Annotated in this window: 16 protein-coding genes; 8 read left to right on the forward strand and 8 right to left on the reverse strand. The window is 70.3% G+C overall.

Annotated features, from left to right (window positions below):
• Position 1: 1 nt before the first annotated feature.
• Positions 2-1690, reverse strand: coding sequence for an ABC transporter ATP-binding protein (locus tag VNR19_RS17290; protein ID WP_414684129.1), 1689 nt, complete (start codon positions 1688-1690; stop codon positions 2-4).
• Positions 1691-1903: 213 nt separating this feature from the next.
• Between VNR19_RS17290 and VNR19_RS07600 the strand changes: the two genes are divergently transcribed.
• The 6 genes from VNR19_RS07600 to VNR19_RS07625 all read left to right on the forward strand — a co-directional run bounded on the left by VNR19_RS07600 (position 1904) and on the right by VNR19_RS07625 (position 8194).
• Entirely contained in the window at positions 1904-2596 is a 693-nt protein-coding gene (locus VNR19_RS07600) for a phosphocholine cytidylyltransferase family protein (protein WP_325725461.1), read from the forward strand.
• Positions 2597-2685: 89 nt separating this feature from the next.
• On the forward strand, positions 2686-3639 hold the full coding sequence (locus tag VNR19_RS07605; protein WP_325725463.1) for a hypothetical protein: 954 nt from the start codon (positions 2686-2688) through the stop codon (positions 3637-3639).
• A 93-nt stretch (positions 3640-3732) separates the two neighbouring features.
• Positions 3733-5514, forward strand: coding sequence for a S8 family peptidase (locus tag VNR19_RS07610; RefSeq protein WP_325725465.1), 1782 nt, complete (start codon positions 3733-3735; stop codon positions 5512-5514).
• A gap of 41 nt (positions 5515-5555) precedes the next feature.
• Positions 5556-6830: an alpha/beta fold hydrolase gene (locus VNR19_RS07615; protein WP_325725467.1), complete on the forward strand. Its 1275-nt coding sequence runs from the start codon at positions 5556-5558 to the stop codon at positions 6828-6830.
• 51 nt (positions 6831-6881) lie between these two features.
• A complete protein-coding gene (locus tag VNR19_RS07620) occupies positions 6882-7082 on the forward strand; it encodes a hypothetical protein (RefSeq protein WP_325725468.1) in 201 nt (66 codons plus the stop codon).
• Positions 7083-7198: 116 nt separating this feature from the next.
• Positions 7199-8194 carry an IS481 family transposase gene (locus tag VNR19_RS07625; RefSeq protein ID WP_325725470.1) on the forward strand — a complete coding sequence of 332 codons (996 nt, stop codon included), beginning with the start codon at positions 7199-7201 and terminating at the stop codon, positions 8192-8194.
• On the opposite strand, the gene ilvA is transcribed toward VNR19_RS07625, so the two are convergent.
• Positions 8191-9417 carry a threonine ammonia-lyase gene (gene ilvA / locus VNR19_RS07630; RefSeq protein WP_325725472.1) on the reverse strand — a complete coding sequence of 409 codons (1227 nt, stop codon included), beginning with the start codon at positions 9415-9417 and terminating at the stop codon, positions 8191-8193. The two genes, VNR19_RS07625 and ilvA, sit on opposite strands and share 4 nt — an antisense overlap.
• Positions 9414-10607: an AI-2E family transporter gene (locus VNR19_RS07635; protein WP_325725474.1), complete on the reverse strand. Its 1194-nt coding sequence runs from the start codon at positions 10605-10607 to the stop codon at positions 9414-9416. The genes ilvA and VNR19_RS07635 overlap by 4 nt, the downstream gene beginning before the upstream one ends.
• 85 nt (positions 10608-10692) lie before the next feature.
• Here VNR19_RS07635 and VNR19_RS07640 point away from each other — a divergent pair, with 85 nt between their 5' ends.
• Together VNR19_RS07640 and VNR19_RS07645 are read left to right on the forward strand one after the other, a co-directional pair.
• Entirely contained in the window at positions 10693-11979 is a 1287-nt protein-coding gene (locus VNR19_RS07640) for a winged helix-turn-helix domain-containing protein (protein ID WP_325725476.1), read from the forward strand.
• Positions 11976-12899, forward strand: coding sequence for a hypothetical protein (locus VNR19_RS07645; RefSeq protein ID WP_325725479.1), 924 nt, complete (start codon positions 11976-11978; stop codon positions 12897-12899). Before VNR19_RS07640 ends, VNR19_RS07645 begins: the two co-directional genes overlap by 4 nt.
• Here the strand turns inward: VNR19_RS07645 and VNR19_RS07650 are convergent, their stop codons facing one another.
• The 5 genes from VNR19_RS07650 to VNR19_RS07670 form a co-directional block, all read right to left on the reverse strand.
• Positions 12900-13997 (reverse strand): DNA glycosylase AlkZ-like family protein, encoded by a 1098-nt coding sequence (locus VNR19_RS07650; protein WP_325725481.1) that lies wholly within the window; start codon positions 13995-13997, stop codon positions 12900-12902. It abuts the gene before it with no gap.
• Between the two features lie 40 nt (positions 13998-14037).
• Complete coding sequence (locus VNR19_RS07655; RefSeq protein ID WP_325725483.1) at positions 14038-14925, reverse strand: M48 family metallopeptidase; 888 nt, start codon at positions 14923-14925, stop codon at positions 14038-14040.
• Positions 14926-14928: 3 nt separating this feature from the next.
• Positions 14929-15498 (reverse strand): LemA family protein, encoded by a 570-nt coding sequence (locus tag VNR19_RS07660; RefSeq protein ID WP_325725485.1) that lies wholly within the window; start codon positions 15496-15498, stop codon positions 14929-14931.
• 80 nt (positions 15499-15578) lie between these two features.
• Positions 15579-16892 (reverse strand): D-arabinono-1,4-lactone oxidase, encoded by a 1314-nt coding sequence (locus tag VNR19_RS07665; protein WP_325725486.1) that lies wholly within the window; start codon positions 16890-16892, stop codon positions 15579-15581.
• Positions 16889-18118, reverse strand: a complete 1230-nt coding sequence (locus VNR19_RS07670) for an alanine racemase (RefSeq protein WP_325725585.1) — start codon at positions 18116-18118, stop codon at positions 16889-16891. The genes VNR19_RS07665 and VNR19_RS07670 overlap by 4 nt, the downstream gene beginning before the upstream one ends.
• Between the last annotated feature and the right edge of the window lie 100 nt (positions 18119-18218).

Genomic DNA, 18218 nt, shown 5'->3' on the forward strand with positions numbered 1-18218 from the left:
CTCAGTCGGAGAACGTGTGCAGCCACTCCAGGCCCTCCACGTCGCTGAGGCCGCCGGCGAGCTCGATGAACCTCTGCTCGAGCGTCAGCTCGCCGCGCACTTCGTCGATCGTGCCCTCTGCGAGCACCTGCCCCGCGACGAGCACCGCGACGCGCGAGCACACGCGCTCGACGAGTTCCATGCCGTGGCTCGACAGGATGACCGTTCCTCCGTGCGCGACGTACGTGGAGAGGATGTCGAGGATGATCGCGCTCGAGACGGGGTCCACCGCCTCGAACGGCTCGTCGAGCACGAGCAGACGCGGCGAGTGGATCATCGCCCCCGCGAGCATGACCTTCTTCGCCATGCCGGCGGAGTAGTCCGCCACGACGCGGCCGAGCGCATCGGTGAGGTCGAAGGCACGCGCGAGGTCGGCGGTGCGACTCTCGACCACCGCAGGCGGAAGACCGCGCAGCACGCCGTAGTAATAGAGCAGCTGGCGACCGGTGAGCCGGTCGAACGTGCGGAGCCGGTCGGGCAGCACGCCCATGCGGCGCTTCGCTCCGCGGGGGTTGGCGCGCACATCTATGCCCGTCACATGCACCGAGCCGCGGTCGGGGCGCAGCAGGCCCGCGATCATCGACAGCGTCGTCGTCTTGCCGGCTCCGTTGGGGCCGACGAGTCCGTAGAACGTGCCGGCCGGAACGGTGAGGTCCACGCCGTCGACCGCGAGTGCTCCGCCGAACGACTTCGACACGCCCCGCAGCACGAGCGCGGCCTGGGAGGGATCGACGTCCGACACGGTCAGGACGTCGGGCACGTGCTCGAGCGGCTTGGGCTCGATGACGGATGCCGCGTGCGCGATCTCTTCCGGGGTCTCGGGCGCGAGCGGGGCTTCGGTCGTCTGCTCTTCGAGCACGTCGGGCTCGGCCTCGACGGCATTCGCGGCGTCCGCGGCATCCGCGGCATCCGCTGCGTCCTGCTCCTCGAGCTCGGGCTCGGCCTCGTCGGCCTCGGGCTTCTCCGGCTCGGCTTCCACGGCCTCCGGCTCGGCGTCCACGGGCTCGGGCTCGGCGTCCACAGGCTCGGGCTCGGCGACCTCCGGCTCCGCCTCCGCTGCCTCCGCCTCCGCCTGGACGGCGACCTGCGCCTCTTCCTCGACCGTCCCCTCGTCTGCCGCGACGGCATCCTCGGATACCGGCGCGTCCGCGTGCTCTTCGGCGACGACGGCTGCCGCGACCTCGGCGGCGGGGACGGGCGGCGGCGGGGGCGGCGGCACGTCGATCTCGACATCGGGCGAGACGAGCGCTGCCGCCGGAAGCGGCGGCTTGGGTGGAACGGCGATCTCGCCGTCGATCACGACCTCTTCTGCCGCGGGCTGCGGTGCGGGCTCTGCGGCCTCGGGTGCGGCGACATCGGGCGGAAGCGGTGGCGGCGGACCGGGATCGGCCTTCGCGGCGGGGCGGCGCTTGCCGCGCCCCTTGCCCTTGCTGTTCTTCGGCTTGCGCGGGCGATCGGCGGGCTTGGCCTGCTGCGACGCGGCCTCGGGCTTCGCGGACTCTGCGGCGGCGGCATCCGTCTCAGCGGTCGCCTCGGCCTGCTCCTGACTGTCGCTCGGCAGGGGCGGCCGAGGCGGGAGGATCAGAAGGTCCCGCAGCTGGGCGCTCTCATCGGGCCGTTCCGGGTCGTCCGGAGCGGATTCGTGTGGCACCGGCAGAGAGGGAGTCACCTGTCCAACGTATCAACCGCGCTGTGAAACTCCCCACTGGGGCACGGTTTGTCGACAACAGCGCGTTATGTCACGAAACGACAACGGACGGCGGACATTGTGCGCCCTTTCAGGCGCTCTCGCTACCATGAACCAGGCACGAAGGAGTGTCGCGTCAGTGAATTGACGCCGAACGAGCACTCCAGGAGACCAACCGTGACACTTCAGACCGTCATTCTCGCGGCCGGCATGGGTTCGCGGCTCGGCCGGGCCCTTCCGAAGCCCCTCACCGAGCTCAGCGACGGCCGGAGCATCATGCAGCAGCAGCACGACAACATCCGTGCTGCTTTCGGCGACGACGCCCGCATCACGACCGTGGTCGGCTACCGGGCCGAGACGATCGTCGAGGCGTTCCCGCACGTCGACTACGTCTACAACGACCGCTACGACCAGACGAACACCTCCAAGAGCCTTCTGCGCGCCCTCAACGCGACCGGCCGCGCGGGCGTGCTCTGGATGAACGGGGATGTCGTCTTCGATCCGCGCATCCTCGGCCGCGCCGTGTCGCTCATCGAGCGCGAACAGTCGTTCGTCACCGTCAACACCGCCAAGGTGAGCGACGAAGAGGTCAAGTACACGATCGACGACCGCGGGTACATCGCCGAGCTGTCCAAGACCGTCAAGGACGGCATCGGCGAGGCGGTCGGCATCAACTACATCTCGGCCGCCGACAAGAAGGCGTTCATGCGCCAGCTTCAGCGCGTCGACGACCAGGACTACTTCGAGCGCGGCCTCGAGCTCGCGATCGCCGAAGACGGCCTGCGCCTCGCGCCGATGGACATCTCCGACCTCTACGCCGTCGAGGTCGACTTCGCCGAAGACCTCGAGCGCGCGAACCTCTTCGTCTGAACCGGCCGAGCCCCCGGGGCACTCGCTGATTCCGGTTCGTCGGGCGTTCCACAGGTTCCGGCCAGATCCGCGTGCTTAGGATCGGCCTGATGGCCGAGAAGGTGCACCGCATCCACTCCCTGCCCGACGGAGCGCCGTGGGACGGGGGCCTTCCGCCTGCCGGCTCGACGGAGCATCCGCGCACGGTCCGCGCCCTCGACAAGGTGCTCGCGATCCAGCGGCCGGTCGTGCTCGCCCATCTGCGCAGCATCCGGCTTCGCAACCCCGATGCGACGGCGACCGAGGTGATCCGGATGCTGGAACGCCGCTACCTCGCCGCTGTGACGACCGGGGGTGCGGCGGTCGGGGCGACCGCAGTCGTCCCGGGGATCGGGACCGGCGTGACGCTCACGCTCAGCGGCGTCGAGACGGTCGCATTCCTCGAGGCGACCGCGCTGTTCGCGCAGTCGGTCGCCGAGGTGCACGGCATTCCCGTGTCGGATCCCGATCGTGCGCGCGCCCTCGTGCTGACGCTCATGCTCGGCAAGGAGGGTGTCGACCTCGTCGCACAGCTCGCGCGGCAGGCGGCGGGCAAAGGTGTCACGCGCGACCGCTACTGGGGCGAGCTCATCACGAAGACGCTCCCGCGGGCCGCGATGGGTCCTCTCGTCGACCGCCTCAAGACCGCATTCACGCGCCAGTTCGCCGCGAAGGGCGGAGCCTCCTTCATCGGCAAGGCGCTGCCGTTCGGCGTGGGTGCCGTCATCGGCGGCGCGGGCAACCACATCCTCGGCCGCCGCGTGCTTGTGAACTCGCGCCGTGCGTTCGGCGTCGCACCCGTCGCGATGCCTGCCGAGCTCGAGCCCCGGCCGGGCGCGACGCGCATCGAGTCGGCCGCCGCGCAGACGTTCCGCCGTGCGGGCGGTGTCATCGCCGACGGCGTCACGAAGAGCGCGACGGCGGTCGGCGGCGCCGCGCGCAAGGTGGGCGGCGCGTTCCGGCGACGCAGCGCACTCCCGGCCGCGGGCGACGAGCCCGATGAGGACGAGTTCGAACTCGACTGAGCCGCTCCGCGCCTGCGCGCGAGACCCCGTAGCACCCGCGGCCGTCCGGCGGTACGCTCACCGCGGGGGACGGATCGACGCTCGGGGGGCGCCGTGGCACGATCATCCGACGACGACAACCGCACGGCGCTGCCGCGCGAGTTCCCCGCGATCGAGGCGGACGCCGATCTCGAGCCGGAGCCGCCGCGTCCGAGGCCGCGCGGCGAGGGGCCGGGCGGCGGCAAGAGGCCCGTGCCGTCTCGTGGCGCCGCGCCCGGTGGGCCTCCCGAAGAAGGCGCTCCCGAAGGCGAGGGAGAAGCCGAGCACGAGGAGCCGAGCTCCGAGGAGGGGCCGACCCCTCCCCCTCGCATTCCGCCGACGGCGCCTGCGTTCCCGCTGCCGGACGTGCCGCGCACCGTCTCGCTCGTGACGGACTCGGTCATCACGCGCCCGCTCGCCGAGCGCATGGCGTCGGCGAGCAGGGAGGAACTGATCGGCATCGTCGTCGAACTGCGCACCGACAGCGGGATTCCGCCCGAGAACGCCGCGCAGGAGCTGCTCGCGATGATCCGCATCGCGAGCGGCGGTCGCGCTCTCGAGGCGTACTCGACGGCGACGAACCACTACGTCATGGCGGCGCTCACGGCGGATGAGATCCTCGAGCTCGTCCGCATCGACGCCGACAAGGGCCGGACTCCCGCGCGCGACCGGCAGGAGCAGAAGACCGCGCCGCGCAGCTTCATCAACCGCGTGTGGCCGAACTTCGAGGTGCGCGCGACGATCCATCGCTCGGTCACGACGATGAAGGCGGATGCCGCGGTGCGGTCGTTCGCGGCGACGGGCGAGGGAGTCGTGTGGGCGGTGCTCGACACCGGCGTCGATCGGAGGCACGCCCACTTCCAGACCTATGAGACGCTCGACCTGCCCGAGACGCTGAGACCGCGGAGCTTCGTGTCGGACACGACGGATGCCGACGCGCTGCGCGACCCGAACGGCCACGGAACCCACGTCGCCGGCATCATCGCCGGCGGTCAGATCGCCAAACCGCGTGGCAAGCGGATCTGCGCCGCGACGTGGTATCGGACCGCCGAGGGCGGCACAGGGGTCGAACGGGTCGAGCTCGACCGCATCATGGGCATGGCCCCGCGGACGAAGATCCTGTCGATCAAGGTGCTGCGCGACGACCGCACGGGCGATGTCGCGTCGCTCCTCGAGGCACTCGAGTACATCGAGGAGCTCAACCTGTCGGGGCGCGAGCTCAACGTCCACGGTGTGAACCTCTCGCTGGGCTATCCGTTCGATCCGTCCTGGTTCGCGACCGGCCTCTCACCCGTGTGTCGCGAAGTCGATCGGCTCGTGGCGAATGGCGTGTGCGTCGTCGTGTCGGCGGGGAACACCGGTTACGGAGCCGCCCGTGACACCGCAGGACGCGAGATGCGCCTCGGGTTCGGCATGACGATCAACGACCCGGGCAACGCCGCACGGGCGATCACCGTGGGATCCACGTCGATCAAGCCCTATTCGACGGGAGTCTCGTACTTCTCGTCCAAAGGACCGACCGGGGACGGTCGTCGCAAGCCGGATGTCGTGGCGCCCGGTGAGCGCGTCGTGAGCGCGGGCGCCGGCGAGCTGCTCGACCGGGCGCGCGCCAACGTCCAGTTGAAGCCCGGTGAGAAGGCATCCGACATCACCTACGTCGAAGACTCGGGCACCTCGATGTCGGCTCCGCATGTATCAGGAGTGGCGGCTGCCTTCCTCTCGGTGCACAGGGAGTTCATCGGCAAGCCCGACGACGTGAAGCGGATCCTCATGGACTCCGCGAACGACCTCGGGCGCGATACGACTTTTCAGGGTCGCGGGCTCGTCGACGCGATGCGTGCGATCCAGAGCGTGTGACGCGGCGACGGCGCCGCGGACGAGGTGAGAGGAGGTCGGCCATGGCCATGTCGCTGCCGTACGCCGAGGTCGAGTTCGACAAGAAAGGCGGGCTCGTCGACCGGACGCAGCTCGAGGAGCTCGACGCGCTGCTCACGCAGAAGCATCCGACCGATGTGATCGTCATCTCGCACGGCTGGAACAACACCCAGGGCCAGGCCCGCGCGCTGTACGACCAGCTCGTCGACTCGATCGTCGCCGTGCGCGGGAAGGTCGCCGGTGCGCGCCAGCGGAGGTTCGTCGTGGTGGGTGTGCTGTGGCCGTCGATCCAGTGGGCGCCGGATGAGAACTCGGGCGCCGGCGCGGGAGTCGGAGACTCCGCGGCGGAGCTCGAGACGGAGATCCGCGAGCGCGTCGAAGACCGCGCGATCGCCGACCGGCTCGTCGCGCTCGTACCGAGGCTCGAGGGTTCGTCGGCTGCTCAGGAGGAGTTCCTCGAGCTGCTGCGCGAGACGCTGCCGAAGTCGACGAAGGGCGAGGACGTGGCCGCGTTCACGGCCCTCAAAGAGGCCGACCCGCAGGAGGTCATCGCGGCCGCGAAGACCCTGGGTGCCGAAGACGCCGCTCCCGCGGCGGCCGGAGGCGCCGCGTCGATCGACCCGAGCGGTCTGCCGCCGCTGCCGGAGGACGGCGGCGGTGCGGGATTGTTCGACAACGTGATACAGATGGGCCGGAACCTCCTGAACATCACGACCTACTACACGATGAAGGAGCGCGCCGGAGTCGTCGGCAAGAAGGGCGTCGCCGTACTGCTCGATCACGTGCACGATGAAGCGGATGACGCTCGGATCCACCTGGTCGGGCACTCGTTCGGCGGGCGGGCCGTCACCGCCGCGGCGCTCGCGACGAAGGCGCCGATCGCGTCGATGTCGCTGCTGCAGGCGGCGTACAGCCACTTCGGTATGGCCACCGACTGGGACGGCTCGGGGACGAACGGAATGTTCGCGAAGGTTCCGTCGAAGATCAGCGGGCCGATCATCGTGACGCACACGCACCGCGACAAGGCGGTCGGGCTCGCGTATCCGATCGCATCCCGCCTCGCGCGTCAGATCGGACAGGGGCTCGGCGACGAGAACGACCCGTACGGCGGCATCGGTCGCAACGGAGCCCTCAAGACGAAGGGCGCCAAGACCGCGACGATGCTCGACGTCGGCGGGCGGTACGACTTCTCGGGTCCCGGTGTGTGGTCGCTCAAGTCCGACGACTTCATCTCGGGCCACTCCGCCGTCACCGGGCGACAGGTCGGATACGCGGTGCTGTCGGCCGTGATGGCGTAGCCGCCGGGCAGGGGCGAGCCGCGGCCGCCAGGCCCGACGTATCGTTGACGCATGGGCCTGTTCACGCAGCGACCGGAGCACAACGAGCAGTGGGCGGGACTCCCGTCCGAGCCCGTCGAGCCGACGCCCGCCGAGCAGCTGGGCGACGCCGCGCCCGCGGTCGATGCGCTGGTGATCCCGGATGCCGCGGCAGGTGTGACCTCGATCGAGATCCCGGTTCCGCCGGTGGGTTCGGACGGGGACGCCGACTAGGTGTGATGTCCAGGGACGTTGTTGCGTGAATCGCGTGTGATCTGCTGACGGGCGAAGGCCTCCCGTTGCGAGAGTGGAGCTGTCTAGGAACCGCTTCACGCACTCAGGAGGCCTTCGTGTCCCACGCTAACGCTGCTCTGACTCCGCGCGCTCGACTTCGGTTAGCGCGGCTCGTGGTCGATGATCGATGGCCGGTGATCGTCGCGGCCAAGATGTTCATGGTCTCGCCCGTGACCGCCCGCAAATGGGCGGCCCGGTATCGGGCAGAAGGCGCCGCGGGGATGGCGGATCGCTCCAGTCGACCACGGTCGATGCCGACCAGGACGCCGCCCGACGTCGTCAAACGAATCGTCCGACTTCGATGGCGGCGACGCCTTGGACCGGTGCAGATCGGCGGGGAGCTCGGAGTGCCGGCGTCAACTGTTCACGCCGTGCTCGTGCGGTCGCGGATCAACCGGCTCAGCCATATCGACCGCGTCACCGGGGAGCCGATCCGACGTTACGAACATCCGCACCCGGGGTCGCTGATCCACGTCGACGTCACCAAGTTCGGCAACATCCCCGACGGCGGCGGGCACAAGTTCCTCAGCCGGCAACAGAGTAAAGCCAACGCACGCGACCAAGCGATCCGGACCGGAGAACGCGGCCACCACTACCGCCCTCTCATCGGCACCGCGTTCCTGCACACCGTGATCGACGACCACTCCCGCGTCGCCTACATCGAGATCTGCCCAGATGAGAAGGCCGTCACCGCGATCGGCGTGCTCGAACGCGCCGTCGCCTGGTTCGCCGACCGCGGAGTCACCGTCGAGCGCGTGCTCTCCGACAACGGATCGGCCTACCGATCCCACGCTTGGCGAGACGCCTGCGCCGGACTTGGGATCCGCCACAAACGCACCCGACCCTACCGGCCACAGACCAACGGAAAGATCGAGCGCCTGCACCGCACCCTGGCTGACGGATGGGCCTACGCGCGCTTCTATACCTCAGAGACCGAGCGCCGCGCCGCACTCCCCGGATGGTTGCACTTCTACAATCATCATCGGATCCACTCCGCCATCGGCGGACCACCCATCAGCAGACTCAACAACCTGCCTGGACATCACACCTAGTCGGGCACCACGGTCGGGGTGAAGCCGGCCTCCTCGAGCACGGCGATGACGTGGGCGCGGTGCTCCTCGCCACGCGTCTCGACGCTCAGCTGAAGGATCACCTCGCTGATCTGCAGCCCCTGTCCGTGGCGCGTGTGCAGCACTTCGATCACGTTCGCGCCGGCGTGGGCGAGCAGCTCCGACACGCGTGCGAGCTGACCGGGCCGGTCGGGCAGCGGGATCCGCAGCGTCATGTACCGACCGGATGCCGCGAGCCCGTGCGCCACGACGCGCTGCAGCAGCAGCGGGTCGATGTTGCCGCCCGAGAGGATCGACACCGTCGGTCCGGACGCCTCGACCTTGCCCGAGAGGATCGCGGCGACGCCCGCGGCGCCCGCCGGCTCGACCACCTGCTTCGCGCGCTCGAGGAGCATCACGATGGCCCTCGCGATGTCGTCGTCGCTCACCGTGACGACGTCGTCGACGAGCTCGCGGATGATCTCGAACGGGATGTCGCCCGGCCGCGCGACGGCGATGCCGTCGGCGATCGTCGGCGTCGTCTCGATCTGGACCGGCCGGCCCTCCGCGAGCGAGGGCGGGTACGCGGCCGAGTTCTCGGCCTGGACGCCGATGATCCGGACGGATCTTCCGGATGCCGCGGCCCGAGCCTTGGCGGCCGCCGCGACGCCCGCGATGAGGCCGCCGCCGCCGACGCCCACGACGATCGTCTCGACGTCGGGGATGTCGTCCATGATCTCGAGCGCGAGCGTGCCCTGTCCGACGATGATGTCGCGATGGTCGAACGGGGGGATGAGGACGGCGCCGGTGCGCTCCGCGAACTCGGCCGCGAGTCTCAGCGGCGTCTCGACCGCCGTGCCCTCGAGCACGACGTCCGCCCCGTAGCCGCGCGTCGCGAGGAGCTTGGGCACCGGCACTCCCAGCGGCATGAAGATCGTCGCGGGGATGCCGAGCGCCTGCGCGGCGAACGCGACGCCCTGCGCATGGTTGCCGGCCGAGGCCGCTACGACGCCGCGCGCCCGCTCCTCGGGGGTCAGTCGCGAGAGCCGGTACATCGCCCCGCGGATCTTGAACGACCCGGTGCGCTGCAGGTTCTCGAGCTTGAGGTGGACGGGCACGCCCATGAGCTCGGTCAGGTGAAGGGATGCGTCCAGCGGCGTGTGCGAGACGACGCCCGCCAGTGATGCGGCGGCGCCCTCGAACTCCGCCAGGGTGGGCGTGGTCAAGCGGGCTTCCTCCTCGTGCGTGGGACCGTGCTCCAGATCAGATCGGCCGGCGGTGGTCTCTCACCGGTCTGCCATGTCCGGCGCGAGATGTTGACGGCGACGACGTTGATGAAGGCCGCGAGCGGCACCGCGAACAGGGCTCCGGGGATGCCCGCGATGAGGGCGCCGCCGGCGACCACGAGCACGACGGCGAGCGGATGCACCTTGACGGCCGAGCCCATGAGCAGGGGCTGCAGCACGTGGCCTTCGAGCTGCTGCACACCGAGCACGACGACGAGCATCCACAGCGCGATCCAGGGGCCGTTGTAGACGAGGGCGAGGAACACCGCGAGCGCTCCGGTCACGACCGCACCCACGATCGGCACGAACGCGCCGAGGAACACGAGCACGCCGATCGGGATCGCGAGCGGGACGCCGAGCAGGAAGGCGCCGAGCCCGATGCCGATCGCGTCGATCGTCGCGACGAGGAGCTGCGTGCGCGCGTAGTTGACGACGGTGACCCAGCCCGCGCGTGCGGAGGCGTCGGCCGCGGGGCGCGCCTTCTGCGGGAAGAGCCGCAGGGTCCAGCGCCAGATGCCGGGGCCGTCGGCGAGGAGCGTCAGCAGGATGAACAGGGCGAGCAGGGTGCCCGTGGCCACGTGCCCGACGGTCGAGCCGATCGCGAGGGCGCCGGACCACAGCAGCTCGGCCTGCTCCTGGATGAGCGCGCCCGCCTGCGCGAGCAGGTCGTCGATCTGCTCGGCTGTGAGATGCAGGGGGCCGTCGATCAGGTACTGCCGGAGCTGCTCGGTCGCCTCGATCGTGCGCACCTGCACGTCGGACCACTGGCGCGTGATCTGCCACACGGCCAGCCACAGCAGGCCGGTGACGACCGCGAGCGTCCCGACGACGACGATGACGATCGCGAGCCACTTCGGCACGCGGTGACGCAGCATCCAGGAGAACGCCGGCCAGAGGAGGGCCGTCACGAGGATCGCGATGAGCAGGGGGACGACCAGGAGCCGCAGCTGGATCACGAGCCATATGCCCACGCCGATCGCCGCGGCGACGACGAGGAAGCGCCAGGAGTACGCGGTCGCGATGCGGAGCCCGCGTGGAATGGTCGGCGACAGCTCTGTGGAAACCACCCGGCTGCGGTCGCGGATCGCGTCGAAGATCCCTCCGCGGGCCTTGTCGTCTGGGCCGCTCATCCCGCCAGTCTACGGGCGCGCGGGCGCGTGTCCGGTGCGTGAGGCGCCCGAAGTCGTGTCGGAGCCGGGGTCTAGGCTGACGCGGGTGAACGGCTCCCTGAGCGCCTCTGAGGCGCGCCGCGTCGCCCTCGCCGCGCAGGGCTTCAAACGCGCGCGTCCCGAGGCGCCCGGCACGCGCCTGCTCAACACGACACTGCGACGGATGCACACGCTGCAGATCGACTCGGTCAACGTCTTCGCGCGGTCGCACTACCTTCCGCTGTTCTCCCGGCTCGGCCCGTACGACCAGAAAGCCCTCGACCGGCTCCTGTTCTCCCGCCGCGCTCCGTACGTCGAGTACTTGGCACACGTCGCGGCCTTCATCCCCGCCGAGGATTGGGGGCTGTTCCGGTTCCGCATGGACGACATGCGCGCGAAGTACGGCGGCGACGACACCTGGTTCGCGCGCAACCGCGAGACCGTCGAGTGGGTCCGCTCCGAGCTCGCCGCGCGCGGGCCTCTGCGTCCCGCCCAGATCGAGCGAGGCGCGAAGCGCAAGGCGCGCGGGCCGTGGTGGGACTGGGATGTGGTCAAGGAGGCGCTCGAGCACCTGTGGATGTTCGGCGAGGTGGCGATCGCGGGCCGACGGGGGTTCGAGCGCACGTACGGGCTCGCCGCCGACGTCCTCCCGCGCGCAGCGCTCGAGTGGTCGGTGCCGCGCGACGACGCGATCCGCGAGCTCGTGCGCCGCGCCGCGCGTGCGTACGGGGTCGCCACAGCATCCGACATCGCCGACTACTGGCGCATCCGCGACCGCCCCCGCGTCGTCGCCTCGATCCGCGACCTCGAAGACGCGGGCGAGCTCACGCCCGTGACGGTCGAAGGATGGATGACTGCGGGGCGACCGGCCAAGGCGTGGCTCCACCGTGACGCGACGATCCCGCGCGGCGTCGACGCGACGGCGATCCTCACCCCGTTCGATCCGGTCGTGTGGTTCCGCGATCGCGCCGAGCGCCTGTTCGGATTCGAGTACCGCATCGAGATCTACACGCCGGCGCCCAAGCGGCGATACGGGTACTACTCGCTGCCCGTGCTCGTGGGCGACGACCTCGTGGGCCGCGTCGATCTGAAGGCCGACCGGGCCGCGTCGACGCTGCTCGTCCAGTCGGCATGGTGGGAGCATGGCGCACCCGACCACGCGGCCGAGCGCCTCGCCGACGAGCTGCGCGCGGCGGCGCGGTGGCAGGGCCTCGAGTCCATCTCGGTCTCGCGGTGGGGCGACGCGACCGACGACCTCACGAGGGTGCTTCCCGAGGCGTCGCGCCATGAAGCGGGCCTGCGCGAGACTGTGGCGCTCGCACCCGATGAGCCGACCGCTAGCGTTGAGGCGTGACACGAGGAGCCGTCATCGGCATCGCCGCCGGCGCGGTCGTCGCCGTCGCCGCGAGCGCGACGCTGTGGTGGGTACTTGCGCGGCCGAGCGCCCCCACGGGGCCGGAGGATGTCGCGCGCGAGTTCCTCGCAGCCCTCGAAGCACGTGACGGCACACGAGCGGTGGAGCTCGTCGTCGATCATGAAGCGGATGCGGCCGACATCGCCGACGCCTATGACGCTGCCGCCGCGACGCTCGAGTCGTGGACGATCGAGAGCGTGTCGGCGGGCGACGAAGGCTCGGCGCGCGCCGAGGTGAGGTTCGAACTCGCGGATGAGCCGCGCGACGCCGCCTTCGGACTCGTCGAGACGCCCGACGGCTGGCGGATCGACCTCGACGCCCTCGGCACGCTGGCGGCCACGACGACGATCGGGGACTCGGTCGCCGTCGGCGACGTCGTCTTCCCGGCGGGAGAGCCGTACCCGCTTCTCCCGGCGCAGTACGCGGTCGCGCCCGCCCCACGCGGGCTGCTGGAGGGCGAGACGATCGTCGTCGTGCTGCCGGGCGACACCGCGGACGCGGTGGTCGAGGCATCCGTCTCGCCTCAGGCGACCGAGCGCGCGCAGGCGCAGGTCGAAGAGTACGCGCGGGCGTGTGCCGAGCTCGCCGACGCTGTGCCGGCCAGCTGCGGCCTGCGCGTGCCGTGGGCAGCGGATCTCGCGACCCTCGATTCGATCGCGTTCCGCATAGAGCGGATGCCGCAGCTCACCCTCTCCCCCGAGGCGACGGCGTTCGACGCGACCGGGGGCGTCGTGGTCGCCACAGCGACGGGCACGACGCGCGACGGAGCCACGGCGTCGTTCACGTACCGCGCCGACGACTGGGCGCTGCGCGGAACGGTGTCGTTCGAAGGCGACGAGATGGTGCTCGCCGTCGGCTGATCACGCGACGGCGACGCCCTGCACCTCGAGCCCCAGCCACCGCGCGAGATCGCGGATCTCGGCCTGCACGCCCTCGGCGATCTCGGCCGTGAACGGCTCGTCCTCGTGGATCGCGTTGACGCGCAGCACACCCGCCTTGCGGTCGGCCTTCGCGTCGAGCTTCCCGACGAACCGATCCCCGTGCAGGATCGGGAGCGCGAAGTAGCCCCACCGCCGCTTGGCGGCGGGCTTGTACATCTCGAGCAGGTACTCGTAGCCGAACAGCTCCTCGAGCCGCTTGCGGTCGAACACGAGCCGATCGAAGGGGGAGAGGAGCGCGGTACGGGGCGTCACATCGTCGAGGCCGTCGAGCGCCGCCGGGTCGAGGCGCCAGCGGCCGTCGATGCCGTCGATGACCGCCTCCTCGCCGACCGTGCCGACGTCGATGGGCTCGATGGGCTGGCTCACGCTGCGCGCACGCGCGATGCCGAGCGATCCGAGGCGCCGCTCGGCGCGCTCGCGCGCCGCTTCTTCGTCGGAGAGCTCGGGCACATCGGCGGGGTACACGCGCTCGGCCAGGTCGAAGAGGCGTCCCTTCGCGTCGCGTCCCGAGATCGCGACGTCGCCGCGCAGCACGAGCATCTCGAGCATCTGGAGCGTGTTGCGGTTGTTCGTCCAGCCGGAAGAGCGCCACGAGACCTGCGCCGTGTCGGGGATGTCGGCCGGACGAAGCGGGCCGTCGGCGCGCAGCCGGTCGAGGATGTCGCGGCGGAACCGGTCGTTCGCCGCGAGCCACTCACGCGCTTCGCGTGATTGCGGTCGTTTGCGCATCTCGGGGATGAGCAGGGGCAGATCGGCCATCGTGCGATAGAAGCCGCCCCACTCGAAGATCGCACGGTCCTCTTCGACGAGGCGTGCCAGATCTGCGGGGTCGTACGGCCACCCGAGCCGGCTCCACAGGACGTGGTCGGCGCTCGGCGCGATCGCGGCGGTGGGCTCGATGTTGACGATGGTCAGCGCGTCGATCGTCTCGACGATGCCCGCGGGCCGCTCGGCCGTCAGCAGCTGGGCCCGGATCGCGATGCGGCGGGCCTCGTCACGCGACAGACGATGAGTCATCCCGCGACCCTAGCGCGGGCATCCGACGCGGACGCAACGGTCAGAAGCGACCGCCCATGGTCTGCAGGCGCTCGATCCTCTGCGGGATCGGCGGATGCGTCGCGAACAGGCGCGACAGCGCACCGGGCCGCAGCGGGTCCGAGATCCACAGGTGCGCCATCGAGGTGTTGGCCCTCCGCAAGGGTCGACCGTACTGCTCGAGCTTCGCGAGCGCCGATGCGAGCCCGTCCGGGTCGCGCGTGGTCATGGCGCTCGTGGCATCCGCGAGGTATTCGCGCTGTCGCGAGATCGCCGCCTGCACGACCCCGGCGAGCAGCGGCGCCACGATCGCCGCGACCACGCCGAACAGCAGGAAGATGATCTGCGCCTGGTTGTTGCCGCCCCGGCGGCCGCCGCCGAAGAACGCGACGCGCAGGAGGATGTCGGCGAGGATCCCGACGGCGACGACGAGGCCGAACACGATGAGCGACACCCGGATGTCGTAATTGCGGATATGCCCCAGCTCATGCGCGAGGACGCCCTCGAGCTCGCGGTCGGTCATGAGCTCGAAGAGGCCCGTGGTCACCGTGATGGACGCCTCTTCGGGCTTGCGCCCCATGGCGAACGCATTCGGCGCCGGATCGTCGACGACGTACAGCTTGGGCATCGGCGTGCCCGTCGTGATGCACAGGTTCTCGACGAGCCGGTAGTAGCGCGGCGCGTCCTCGCGGCCGACTTCGACCGCGCCCGACATCGCGATCGCCTCACGGTCAGCGAAGAAGTACTGGAACGCCGCGTAGCCCGCGGCGAAGATCAGGACGAACGCCGTCACCCACCAGTTGTTGTTCATCAGCCAGCCCGCGAGCAGGCCGATCGCGCCCAGCAGCAGGATGAACGCGATGAGGATGAACCACGTGTTCCGCTTGTTGCGGGCTATCGCGGAGTACACGCGTCAGAACTGGACGCGCGGCGGCTCCGAGATGGCGGCGCCGTCGACCACCTCGAAGAACTCCCGCTCGTGGAAGCCGAGGTTGCGCGCGAACAGGTTGTTCGGGAAGACCTTGATCTTCGTGTTCAGCTCGCGCACGCCGCCGTTGTAGAACCGACGCGATGCCTGGATCTTGTCTTCGGTGTCGACGATCGCCTGCTGCAGCTGGAGGAAGTTCTGGCTCGCCTGCAGCTGCGGGTAGGCCTCCGCCACGGCGAACAGCGATTTGAGCGCCTGCTGCATGTGCCCTTCTGCGACTCCCGCCTCGGCCGGTCCGGACGCACTCAGCGTCTCGGCGCGCGCTCGCGTGACGTTCTCGAAGACCGCCTTCTCATGCGCCGCGTAGCCCTTGACCGCCTCGATGAGGTTCGGGAGCAGATCGGCCCTTCGCTTGAGCTGGACCGTGATGTCGCTCCATGCCTCATCGACCCGGACGTTCAGCTGCACGAGCGAGTTGTACGTCGCCCACAGGTAGATTCCGACGATGACGACGAGCGCGACCACGATGAGAACCGGGATCAGCCATTCCCACATACCTGTGACTCCGTTCGTATCACCGTCATCCTAGCGGCGTGTCCCCGTCGCCACCGGGCCCGGACCGTTACTCCCAGACGTTACTCACCGAGCACGCGTTCGAGATACGCGTTCTGGAACATGCGGTTCGGGTCGAGCCGGTCGCGCAGTCCGACGAAGTCGTCGAAGCGCGGGTAGCGCTCGCGCAGCACTCCCGCATCGAGAGTGTGCATCTTGCCCCAGTGCGGACGGCCGCCGTGGGCGACCATGATCTCCTCGACCGCCTCGAAGTACTCCGTCGGGTCCTCGCGCCAATAGCGGTGCACCGCGATGTAGCCGCTGTCGCGGCCGTGCGCGGTCGACATCCAGAGCTGGTCGGCTGCGGCGAACCTCACCTCGACGGGGAACGAGATGCGCCAGCCGCGCTCGTCGATCAGCACCCGCAGCGCGTCGAACGCGGACCGGACCTTCTCCGCCGGAAGCGCATACTCCATCTCGCGGAACCGCACGGTGCGGCTCGTCGCGAACACGCGGTGCGACAGGTCGGTGAACTCGCGATCGCCCCACACGCGCACGGACGTGCCGTTGATCGCGGGCACGGTGGCAGGCAGCATCCGCGCCACGCTGCACGCCACCTGGTGCAGCGCGCTCCCGACGAGCGTGTCGTCGACCCATTTGCCCACGGGCGACAGCGGATGCCGCGGTGCGCTCTCGGGCAGGCGCGTGTTGGTCTTGGTCATGGCCCGCTCGGTGTGCGGGAACCAGTAGAACTCGAAGTGATCGGATCCCTCGGCCCGCTCGTCGAGCGAATCGAGCACGTCGCCCAGGGGCTCGGGGCGCTCGACGGCGTGCAGTACGAACGCGGGCACGCACTGGATCGTGACGTCGACGAGCACCCCGAGGGCGCCCAGCCCGAGGGCGACGGCGGGCAGCAGCTCGGGGTTCTCGTTCTCATCGACGGTGAGAAGCTCGCCGTCGGCGGTCACGAGCGTTGCCCCCACGACCTGCGTCGCGATGCCGCCGAAGCGAGCGCCCGTTCCGTGGGTCCCCGTCGAGATGGCGCCCGAGATCGACTGACGGTCGATGTCGCCGAGGTTCTGCATCGCGAGCCCGTACGGGGCCAGAAGCGACGGGATCCGGTGGAGGCGGGTGCCCGCGAGCAGGCGCACGCGCGACCGTTCGCGGTCGACGTCGACGATTCCGGAGAGGTCGGTGAGATCGAGGAGCACCCCCGGGGCCGCGGCGATCGCGGTGAAGCTGTGCCCCGAGCCGACCGCCTTGACGCGCAGCCCGCGCGCCGCCGCGGACTGCACCGCGCGCCGCACCGCTCCCACCGTCCGGGGGAACTCGATGCGCTGGGGACGGATCGACACCGATCGCGCCCAGTTCTGCCATGCACCGCCGAGTCGTGTCACAGGAACGTCTTGCCCTCTCCTCGATAGGTCGGAACCTCCCCGACGACCGCACCGTCGTCCACGAGTAGGTATCGATCGACGCGCTCCGCGAGCTCGCCGCTCTTCGCGTGCCGGAACCACACACGGTCCCCGACCCGCAGATCCCGCGCAGCCTCGCCATGCAGCGGCGTCTGCACCTCGCCGGCCGCCTCGCGCGGCAGCGTCGCGAGTCCCGCGGGCCACACCGGCTTCGGCTGACGCGACGCGAGCGCCGGTCCCGACGCGATCCATCCGCCGCCGAGCACCGTCGCGATGTCGGACGCGGGCTTTCGCACGACCTCGAGCGCGAACGCCGCCGCGGGCGCCGGGTCGAACGCGCGATAGCCGTCGAACAGGTGCCCGGCGAGCAGGCCGCTTCCGGCGGTCACCTCGGTGACGGACTGATCGGATGCCGTGAGCTCCAGCGAGCCCGTCCCGCCGCCGTTCACGAACTCCAGCGGCGCGATGTCGCGCAGCGCTGCCACGACGGCCGCGCGACGCTCGAGCAGCTCGTGTGCGGAGCGGCGCTGCATCCACCGGACGACGGCGTCACCCGATCCCGTGGCGTCGCCCTGTCCGGCGATCTGCGCCTCGTACATCATGAGCCCGACGAGCCGGAATCCCGGCCGCGCGGCGATCGCGCGAGCAAGGTTGGCGACGTCGGCGGGACCGTGCAGGGGCGACCGCCGCACACCGATGTGGCCCAGACCAGGTGCGCGCCACGACGCATCCGCCTCGATCGCGACCCGGATCTCGGGGCGCTCCCCGGGCGGGGCGACCGCGTCGACGAGGTCGAGCTGGGCGAGGTCGTCGACCATGAGCGTGACGCGTTCTGCGGCGTCCTCGTCGGTGGTCAGGGCGGCGATCGCGGCGCGGTCGGCCGTCGGGTAGCCGAGCACGACGTCGTCGTGCGTCTCGGCGAGCCACAGCGCCTCGGGCAGCGTGAACGCGAGGATCCCGCGGTAGCCGGCGATGTCGAGCGTCGCGTCGATGACCTCGCGCACGCGCACGGATTTGCTCGCGACGCGAATCGGAACCCCGGCGGAGCGGACGACCATGTCGAGTGCGTTGAAGCGCAGCGCCGACACGTTGATCGCCGCGACCGGGCCGGAGACGTCGGCGACGGCATCCGTCATCGATCGCCAATAGGCCGCGGCATCGCCCCACGGCTGCGTCGCCTCTGGTGCGGAAAGCAGATCCAGCGTCATCGTCGCCGCTTCGGATGCGAGCACATGGCCCCAGCCTAGGGCGATGAGCGATCGGATTCCGATTCGGCGGCGGTGCCCGGGCGTGCCGCGACGCCCGGGC

The sequence above is a fragment of the Microbacterium sp. genome (assembly GCF_035556355.1).
GTDB lineage: Bacteria > Actinomycetota > Actinomycetes > Actinomycetales > Microbacteriaceae > Microbacterium.

Excerpts from the sequence above, each read along its gene's own strand:
- VNR19_RS07670 (WP_325725585.1), bottom strand. The coding sequence starts at position 18,118 with ATGACGCTGGATCTGCTTTCCGCACCAGAGGCGACGCAGCCGTGGGGC.
- VNR19_RS07605 (WP_325725463.1), top strand. The coding sequence starts at position 2,686 with ATGGCCGAGAAGGTGCACCGCATCCACTCCCTGCCCGACGGAGCGCCG.
- VNR19_RS07650 (WP_325725481.1), bottom strand. The coding sequence starts at position 13,997 with ATGACTCATCGTCTGTCGCGTGACGAGGCCCGCCGCATCGCGATCCGG.
- VNR19_RS07620 (WP_325725468.1), top strand. The coding sequence starts at position 6,882 with ATGGGCCTGTTCACGCAGCGACCGGAGCACAACGAGCAGTGGGCGGGA.
- VNR19_RS07660 (WP_325725485.1), bottom strand. The coding sequence starts at position 15,498 with ATGTGGGAATGGCTGATCCCGGTTCTCATCGTGGTCGCGCTCGTCGTC.
- VNR19_RS07635 (WP_325725474.1), bottom strand. The coding sequence starts at position 10,607 with ATGAGCGGCCCAGACGACAAGGCCCGCGGAGGGATCTTCGACGCGATC.
- VNR19_RS07615 (WP_325725467.1), top strand. The coding sequence starts at position 5,556 with ATGGCCATGTCGCTGCCGTACGCCGAGGTCGAGTTCGACAAGAAAGGC.